Raw genomic sequence first — 6,474 nt, 5'->3', positions numbered from 1 at the left:
TGAGGAAGTTGAATAGGTTTACGTCCACATTTTTGTTTGTTTTCTTTGTATTCTAGATAAATATCGATCGCTGTTTTACCCGTTTTCAACTTCCTGATTACTCTGTAGACTGCTTCATGACCTCGCTTAAGCTTTTTAGCAATCTCGCGACCACTGAGATTAATGGCAAAGTATTCTTCTATGAATATGAGTTCTGTTTTGGTAAGATGGGTGTACGACATGTATGGTGCACTCTCCTTAGCTTTGGTAGGTTAATTTGAGTGTATCATAACATGTCTTTTTTCTGTCTCGCTTAATTATACAATCCACGATTTATAAATCTTGGATGGCGGTGCTGACCTGTAGTAATAAGTAATATACAAACTCCGCAAAACTCTAAAACTGTAAAATAGGCGTTTAGTATGTGTGTTTTATGCCTAATATATGCCTATTTTCAATTTTTTCTTTTTTTAACGGTTTTATAGATTACTTATTACCTTCAGGGTTAAAACGTTGGTGCCATTGGGTTTTCAAGGTAATCTACGATAGATTACTTACAGATTACTTATTACCTTTTATAGATTACCTACAGATTACCCTTAGATTACTTATTACCTTTTTTCATCCTCTTAAAACCTTGTCTTGCTTTACCGCTTCTTGGTAATTTGATGGTTTTTCTCTCCCAATCATCCAATCCATTGATGGCCATGCCGATTTTTTTCGCCAAACTATTCTGCCTTAAGTCCATATCCCCGACAGAACGCTGCATCAACTCAGCAAGAACTTCTTTGGTAGTGATTCTGTCTCTCTCCATGGTTTCTTCGCTGAAATGCGGTTCATCTATCTCATGCCATTCTCGACCTTGGATGAATACTTGATTGATGTAACTGGCTCTATCTATTTGGCTATGTTCATACCAATCAACAGGAATGGGGAAGTCCAGATATTCACGGATGTCTTCTTGCAATGGATCCTCTGCCTGGTTCTCTTTCTGTCTCTCCAACGCAACTTTCGCTGCTTCTTCCGATAATGTGAGTCCTTTGCCTTCCTTGTATTTAGTCTTAAACAGATGCAAAGCCTCAGCCCATATTTGGTGACGGATTTTATCCAAAGAACCGTCAAATGGTTTCTTCTTCTGTTCTGATGCATTGGCAATGACAGGCCAGAAACGCCTGTTTCCGGTCGCATCCTTTAAAGAAGCGTAGTCATTTGTGGTTCCTGCAAAGACCACATGCCGTTTTACTTTGATGTTGTTCTTTGCATATGGCTTTCTATAGTTGTCTTCTGTACGACTTAGAAAGTTTTTGGCTCTGTCTAAATCGGTCCGGCTTAAACTGGCCAGTTCCCCCAGCTCCACAATCCAGTTGTCACTTAACAGCTGCATATCATCTTTGGAGTTCCCCAAGCCTTCCAGTGAATCCGTAAACCACTCAGGAGCCAATCTGGCGAAGAAGGTGGACTTCCCTATTCCTTGAGGTCCGACAACCAGAAGTACATAGTCAAACTTGCATCCAGGCCTGTAAATCCGACTTACTGCAGCGGCAAAGAACAATTCTGCTACTTCTCTTGTGTACAGCTCATCAGGAGCTCCTAAATACTCAATAAGCAGAGAGGAGATACGTTGTTCGCCGTCCCATGTCTCTTTCTCTATAAACTGCTTAACAGGATGGAACGGGTTCATTTCCGCAACTGTAACTACGGCATCTTCCAAGTTCTTTTGCGAAAAAGCCACTTGGTAGCGTTCGTTGATTAGAATCCGTATCTCGGACATGTCTCGGTCTCTAAATTGAGGTTCCAAGACTGTTTCCCATTTCGGCTGCTTGAGCTTTTCGATTTGTTGGTTGAATTGGTTGAAGCCCACCAACCCTTTCAACTCTGGGTCGTTCTGCAGAATCAAACGAGCGTTGTATGGCTCATTTTCTATTTTCCCTGACTTGGTAGTATGCAGCTGATCCAACCAACTTAAATCTTCTTCTTCCGCTTCTTCCAGTTCTTCTGCGAAATCTTCGTTAACGGCGCTGAGGATTAGCCCCCGCCTGGCCTTTGAATCTTCCCTGACAAACTCTGCCATCCGCGTATAGGACGGGAGTTTGTTGACTGGCGTACTGTGGCTTGTCTCAGCATCCAACTCACCAAACAGGTGCAGCCGCACCAAATCGAATGCGTTGGTTAACTTATCGCCTACCGGATCGGTGGCATGATGGCTATATGCAAAGCGGTCTTCATAAATGACCAAACCACCGTGAGAAGAACCATCGGTATAGGTGTAGCGATTCGGCTGAGAGGTTGGTTCATACACATCTTCTAAGAACGTCTCAATGGCTTCATGGATGTCATAGGCTTTGCAGAACGCTCCGACTACTCCATTTTTATCCAGTGGATTTTCAGCTTTTTTGACTTCTCTTTTTAGAATGTCTTTTTGCCTGCTGCTCTTTGGCCAAGACGTGAAATCCTTCCAATCGTCGTATTGCTTTAAGACTTCGTTTGGGTCCAATAACGGCAAATCCTGGTAATCAAAGAAAAACTCGCCATCTTGGGAACAACTCGGCCAGAACATCAAGCGTTCAGCCTGGTACGTTGTATCATCGAACTTATCTACTCCTACAAGATCCGCAACTTTTCGAGCCAAGGGTTCATATTCATCAGGAAATACCGCTTCTTTTAACGGAATGATGATTCGGTATTTTGGTTTTTCTTTTGTATGGCTGTGCGTGGTGTAGATAGCTGCTGCATGTTCGAAAAGCAGCTTAAAGTCTTCCCACAAATCTTCTGTTGCATAATCCGCATCCAATGTAATCAAGCTTCTTGCTTGGACATAACCTTTCTTGCGGATTCCACTTTTCAACCCCGCTCCTACAAAACCGCCAACGTCTTTTATATCGCTTTGTTCGCTTTTGGACATTTTTTGGTATTCTTCTTGCGTTTCATGAGTAATGGTAGGGCGGGATAATAGAGTGAGCATCTCGGACCACATCTTTTGTTTGTTTGTCCATTTTTGAACAGTTCTGCTATTGGCAGCGGCAATGGTTAATGTTGTGTCGTGTTTAAGCGGCGTGATTTCTGATATGTTCATTTGTGTGGTTTGCTGCACTGTATTCTCTATCCCCCTTTTTTTGTTTTCTTCCATAGAATTCGGTATAATGGACTTATACGAAAGCAGTTTCGTATAGTTTCAATTGTATGTGGTTTGAAAACCTTTATTGCAGTTTTCAAAAGACGTTTGTTGCAGCTCCCGGGAAGTGCTGCAGCTTCCAAAAACCGTTTTTCTTTATTCCTTTAAGTTGCATTTCGATGCAGCCCCTACCTCTCCTTGTAGGGGTTTTTTTTATTGCTTTTAACCTGGTAACAGGCTTTTTAAAGCAATGTGGAGGAGCTGCTTTACGAAACTTTTTACGGTCTGTTCATGAAGTAAATCTTTCCGTTTAACTGATCCCGGACTTCCTGTGTAATTTCCACATCCATACGGTCTTCGTTGACAGTTCCAAAATAGAGCAGTGTGGCATTTGCTTTATCAGTAGTTCCGTTGATGCCATCAAAGACCACATCATGCAGCAATAATCCTACTGTCGAAGCCGCTGTCTCTGCAGTATTGGTATTCGTCAATACGGCGTTCTCATTAGCGAAAATATCCGCTCCACCTACCGGAGTTCCGGCTGGGTGGTATTTACGTCCCATGTCATCTGTTAAAGCTCCTGTAGGGTCTACCAAACAGGAAAGTGTCTTATAGGAACTCACGTCCATAAGAATTTGTTTTTTGGCGCCAAATGTTCGTTTGATCAATGTCATTCCTCCAATTTTTTTCGTTGATTAAATCTTGTCTTTCTTCTGAATGCTCCTCCGCATTGCTTGAAGAAACCTGCTACAAAGCTGTTCTACTCTTGTTCTGTTTTGTCTGAAATGGTTTTTCACGTCTATGTTTCACGTCTTCCGAAGAAAAAACCTATAAAAGATTTCTCTTAGAAAACTGTGGTATCCCCATTGCCCCGTGGGTTTATTTAATGTGTTTAGTGAGTTGCATTACATAGTCGAAATTAGAAAACCATCATCCATACGCTTTTAATACCTGCTAGGACCCAGCCCAACGCCAATACTCCTAAAGAAAATATCAATGCGAATATGACTGCTGCGATGAATCCACCGATCACTTTATAAAGCTTTTCCTGCATCTTCTTCACCTTCCTTTTTTAGTTCTTCAATTAGAAATGAGGAAATAATATGGTTGTTTCTTAATTTTTTATTTATCCCTTCCACTTCCGTTGTTTCATTTCCATCCCTCTGTGATTTATCCACGAGATCCAACCCTTCATCGTAAAACTCACGCAATTCTTCCACAATCCAATCCTCTTTGTTCTTATCGCTCTCCACTGCATTAAGTTGCATCCATAGATAATTCGAAAGAACCCTAAATTTAGTGACTTGTTGTTGATAGTGTTCTTTCAAGTTAGCGCTAAAAGCTTGGTCACTTTTTATAAATGCCTGGAGATAAGCTTCCCAAGCTTTATCGTATTCACTATCCAGCCAGTTTCTAAGGTCATTCTTCTTCATGAGTGCCCAACTCCCTCAAAAGTTTCTCAACTGTGTCTTTGCTGTCGCTTATATTGTCAAGATTATCGCTTAACATGCTGAGTAGGATGTGCATATGTCCGGAAATCCTTTGAATTTCATGGTAAGTACGGGAATTGCCTTTATCTTTTCGAGCTTCCTCTTCCACACCTTCCCAGTATTCACTGATCGAGAAGAGCAGCGTATGTGCGTAAGCTTTCCCTTTGTTGATTTCTTCCAACTGCTTCAATGCTTTGTCAATCTGTTTAGTCATTGTGTTATGCTCCTTTAATCTGTTTGATATGGGAGCGGTTTTTTGGTAAGATGATAAAGAAGGTATCTATACCAACGGAACCGCCAAACCGTTTCTTTTGCGCCTATGAGTTGCCGCTCATACGGTGCTATTTTTTTGCTCTGAATTGACTTTCTTCCATTCATGAACCGCTGTGCGTGTAGCGTGGTAAGAAACAAAACCTAAAATGAAACTGATAATCCCAACAGTCACATAAACATACATCCTCTCACCTCCTTAAAGGCTTAGGGAGCCTTAGTACCATTCATCTTCGTCTGCATCACCTACTAGCCCTCTTACTGATTCCAACAAATCTAAACAGTGTCTAGCCTTCATCCGGCTCTCTTCTGCATCTTCACAAGCAGCGATTTCCTGCAGCTCTGCTGCCAGTTCACTTAAATAGTTGTCTAGCATGGCTCTTTCCCCTCCTATTGTTCGTGTTCTTTTAAGAAACGAGTGATTTCAGTTTTGCTAATCATTCTTTTGCCTGACACAACAGAAACCTTCAAGCCGTGTGACTCCCATCTTCGTAATGTTCCGTAACTACACCCGGCCCATGCTGCAGCTTCTTTCATGTTCAACCATTCCCGGCCAACATACGGTTCTTCTCGTTTCTGAAACTCTTCTAAGATGGTTTGCACACTCTCTGCGAGGAGCGTTTCAATTTGTTCCTGCAGTTCATCAGATACACTAACTTTCAATTCTGCTGCCAAAGTTCTTCACCTCTTTCAGCCCTCAATTCTTTTTTGTTTCTTCGCTTTATCTATACTTTTAATAATTTCTTTCTCTTTTTCTTCCTCTAAAGGTTTACGTAGCCATCTGATAAGAGTTACCTCACTAATACCAAGCGCCTCAGCTACTTCCCATTGATAAACCCCTTGCTCTTTTATTAATTCTCGAATGTGGGAATTTGCTTTTTTAACCATTCCGTTCACTCCCTTATATTTTACTAATATTTTCTCTTTCAAACTCAATATACACCTATAAAATACAAATGTCAAACTTATCGCTATTGTTATTTGCATTTTATAAGTTTGAGTTGTATTCTATTATCAGAATATTCTATTAATTAGGAGGTGAGTTATTGAAATTAGAAAGCTATGAACACTTCAAGTCTTTAGGTGACTTCTTTAAGTACGTTAGAAAATCATACAATGTAACAATGACTGATCTTGCTAAGAATTCAGGAGTGTCTCAACCTTATTTGTCGCTGATTGAAAATAATAAGAATATTCCCTCCGATATTGTTATCAGTAAGATTTCGAATGGAATAACAAAGATTACAGAGCAGCAAGAAGATGAAAAAGAGCTTGAAGATATACTCTATCAAGCTAGAAACCATTTTAATCAAGAGAACGTGAAGAAACTTATACTGGCTGCCAATAAAGACTCTGACTATAAAAGGCAGCTTTATCTAGCAGAAAAAACTGTAAACTTGAATCATGTCTTGAATTACTTTTCTATGAAAGAAAAAGTGAAGGAAAACATTAAAAAACGTGAGCAAGGTGAGTTCATAGATCCTGGAGCTGATCTTGCAGGGTATTCCATCAAATTAGATGAAAAAGAACTGACAGAAGATGAAATAAGAAGTTTAGAAACGATGGTTCTTGGTATAAGAGAAAAAAGAAACCAACGCAAATAAGCCCCCTTACATACCCGTT

The 6,474-nt window shown here is 40.5% G+C and carries 8 protein-coding genes and 1 pseudogene; 1 reads left to right on the top strand and 8 read right to left on the bottom strand.

The annotated features are described in order from the left end of the window. From G470_RS0105145 to G470_RS0105100, 8 genes and pseudogenes are all read right to left on the bottom strand, one after another. Positions 1-221 (bottom strand): annotated as a pseudogene (locus G470_RS0105145) (IS30 family transposase); the annotation flags it as partial. Between the two features lie 362 nt (positions 222-583). Then, positions 584-3,070 (bottom strand): virulence-associated E family protein, encoded by a 2,487-nt coding sequence (locus G470_RS0105140; RefSeq protein ID WP_051258435.1) that lies wholly within the window; start codon positions 3,068-3,070, stop codon positions 584-586. A gap of 299 nt (positions 3,071-3,369) precedes the next feature. Next, positions 3,370-3,759, bottom strand: a complete 390-nt coding sequence (locus G470_RS0105135) for a hypothetical protein (protein WP_156907952.1) — start codon at positions 3,757-3,759, stop codon at positions 3,370-3,372. A 366-nt stretch (positions 3,760-4,125) separates the two neighbouring features. Then, complete coding sequence (locus tag G470_RS0105125; RefSeq protein WP_028273900.1) at positions 4,126-4,524, bottom strand: hypothetical protein; 399 nt, start codon at positions 4,522-4,524, stop codon at positions 4,126-4,128. Then, on the bottom strand, positions 4,511-4,795 hold the full coding sequence (locus tag G470_RS0105120; protein WP_028273899.1) for a hypothetical protein: 285 nt from the start codon (positions 4,793-4,795) through the stop codon (positions 4,511-4,513). The genes G470_RS0105125 and G470_RS0105120 overlap by 14 nt, the downstream gene beginning before the upstream one ends. Positions 4,796-5,068: 273 nt before the next feature. Next, positions 5,069-5,227 (bottom strand): hypothetical protein, encoded by a 159-nt coding sequence (locus G470_RS14375; RefSeq protein WP_156907950.1) that lies wholly within the window; start codon positions 5,225-5,227, stop codon positions 5,069-5,071. A 14-nt stretch (positions 5,228-5,241) separates the two neighbouring features. Beyond that, positions 5,242-5,526, bottom strand: a complete 285-nt coding sequence (locus G470_RS0105105; RefSeq protein ID WP_028273898.1) for a helix-turn-helix domain-containing protein — start codon at positions 5,524-5,526, stop codon at positions 5,242-5,244. Positions 5,527-5,541: 15 nt separating this feature from the next. Then, positions 5,542-5,739, bottom strand: coding sequence for a hypothetical protein (locus G470_RS0105100; RefSeq protein ID WP_035445130.1), 198 nt, complete (start codon positions 5,737-5,739; stop codon positions 5,542-5,544). Between the two features lie 158 nt (positions 5,740-5,897). Between G470_RS0105100 and G470_RS0105095 the strand changes: the two genes are divergently transcribed. Beyond that, positions 5,898-6,455 (top strand): helix-turn-helix domain-containing protein, encoded by a 558-nt coding sequence (locus G470_RS0105095; RefSeq protein ID WP_028273896.1) that lies wholly within the window; start codon positions 5,898-5,900, stop codon positions 6,453-6,455. The last annotated feature ends 19 nt before the right edge of the window (positions 6,456-6,474 follow it).

This window comes from Atopococcus tabaci DSM 17538 (assembly GCF_000429585.1).
In the GTDB taxonomy this organism is placed as follows: domain Bacteria; phylum Bacillota; class Bacilli; order Lactobacillales; family Carnobacteriaceae_A; genus Atopococcus; species Atopococcus tabaci.
Note: the sequence above shows the minus strand (reverse complement) of the source record. Positions and strands in the feature narration are given on the sequence as shown.